General features: G+C 36.6%; 3 protein-coding genes. All 3 read right to left on the reverse strand.

What is annotated here, in order from left to right:
• Window positions 1-213: 213 nt before the first annotated feature.
• The 3 genes from GQR46_RS19390 to GQR46_RS19400 all read right to left on the reverse strand — a co-directional run bounded on the left by GQR46_RS19390 (window position 214) and on the right by GQR46_RS19400 (window position 1381).
• On the reverse strand, window positions 214-528 hold the full coding sequence (locus tag GQR46_RS19390) for a type II toxin-antitoxin system MqsA family antitoxin (RefSeq protein WP_165742169.1): 315 nt from the start codon (window positions 526-528) through the stop codon (window positions 214-216).
• A complete protein-coding gene (locus GQR46_RS19395) occupies window positions 515-847 on the reverse strand; it encodes a type II toxin-antitoxin system RelE/ParE family toxin (RefSeq protein WP_039486712.1) in 333 nt (110 codons plus the stop codon). Before GQR46_RS19395 ends, GQR46_RS19390 begins: the two co-directional genes overlap by 14 nt.
• Window positions 848-925: 78 nt before the next feature.
• Complete coding sequence (locus GQR46_RS19400; RefSeq protein ID WP_165742171.1) at window positions 926-1381, reverse strand: GNAT family N-acetyltransferase; 456 nt, start codon at window positions 1379-1381, stop codon at window positions 926-928.
• Between the last annotated feature and the right edge of the window lie 296 nt (window positions 1382-1677).

The following is a 1677-nucleotide window of genomic DNA, read 5'->3' on the forward strand; positions in this document are numbered from 1 at the left end:
AATTGGTATAATAATAGCTAATTGAAATAACTTACCTTCATGAACCGCTTTTTTTTCGTCAATTAAGAGCTTTATTGATAACCAATTAAAAATGCTATTTAAAGTCATAATATCTCTCAATTAATATGAATAAATAATTAGTTCGCGTCTATCTTTGTCTTTTAAATAAGTAATACAGAGTAGATTTGAATTACTTAGATACGTATCATGAACTTACAACTCAGCTATGTGATTTAGCGTCTCAGGATGACGCTGCACAAGCTTTAGCAATGTTATCGCTTGCCCATTAGGTGCACTGCGTCCTTGCTCCCAGTTTTCGAGCGTTCTTGCTGATGTATGTAAAATGTTTGCAAATACCCCGCGCGACATATTAAATGTTTCTCGAATATTTACTATTTCATCGGGTGAGATAGCAAGATCATTAATATCATTTACCGTATGAGTACGTAACGTAAGCTTTCCTTGTGAATGCGCTTTAGCGTTCACAAGTGCTGTAGTTAATTCTGAAAATAAATCACGTTTGCTCATTGCGCCACACCTCTAAGAATTCTTTTAATTGCTTTTTCTGATCTGCTGTTAAATCGGTTACTTCGTTTTTACTGTAGATAGTGAGTAGATAAAAACGTCTTTTATCGTCCAAGTAATAATATATAACTCTTGAACCACCACGCTTACCCTTTCCTTTACTCGCAACTCGTATTTTACGTAAGCCGCCTGTTCCTTGAATCACATCGCCCTGTTTAGGATTAACCATTAGATCTGCTTGAAATAAACGATACTCGTCATCACTCAAGTACAGCTCTCGGTACTTTTCGAATATGTTTGATTCAACAAATAGGCTTTTCATACATTAAAGTATACGCAGATAGCGTATAAATTCAATTAAAGATTTTAAACGATTGGCGGCAGGTATCTCTTGCTTTAGCTAAAGCCCTTTACTCATAAACAAGCTGTACGGGTCTAGCTCATAATCACCAAACGGCTCACACTCTTTAAAACCAAATTGAGCATAAAGCTTTTGTGCCGGTAAAAATGCCTCTGCGGTGCCGGTCTCTAAACTTAGTGTTTTATAACCACGCAGTGTGGATTGCTCAATAATATGGGTGAGCAACTTAGTAGCTATACCTTGGCGTAAATGGTTACTTGAAGTGCGCATTGATTTAATTTCGCCATGCGTTGTATTTAGTGCTTTTAAAGCGCCAACACCCGCTAAATTATTATCAATCCATAAGCTATAAAAGGTTATATTGGGCTGAGTAAGTTTAGTTACATCCAGTGCATGTACGCTCTCCGCAGGTGAGTGCTTTAGCATATCGTTATGATGCCCTTGTAGTAGCTTTATAACGTGTGGGTTTGAAAGCTCACCTATTCTAATATCCATTTATACCTCATTTAATCCTAGAATTTAATGCTTGAGGGCTTTAGGGCTTTAATTAAAACCCTAAAGTAAGGGGTTATATTTAGGCTGCTAGCTCCCACACTATAAACGCTACTGCAAAACCTACTAAATACACTAGTCCTAACCACGTTAAGCTACGTAATAACACGCTGTGTTTTATTGCTAAATCAAACTAGACATCCACCTTAATTAAACAAACAAAGCTATCTCAATTAAGATAGGTGTTGTCTTAATTTTTTTACCTCGCGAGTAGTAAAAAAAAACCAAAAACGCGGCTT

Origin of the sequence: Pseudoalteromonas sp. Z1A6 (genome assembly GCF_011378745.1) — a bacterium.
GTDB lineage: Bacteria > Pseudomonadota > Gammaproteobacteria > Enterobacterales > Alteromonadaceae > Pseudoalteromonas > Pseudoalteromonas arctica.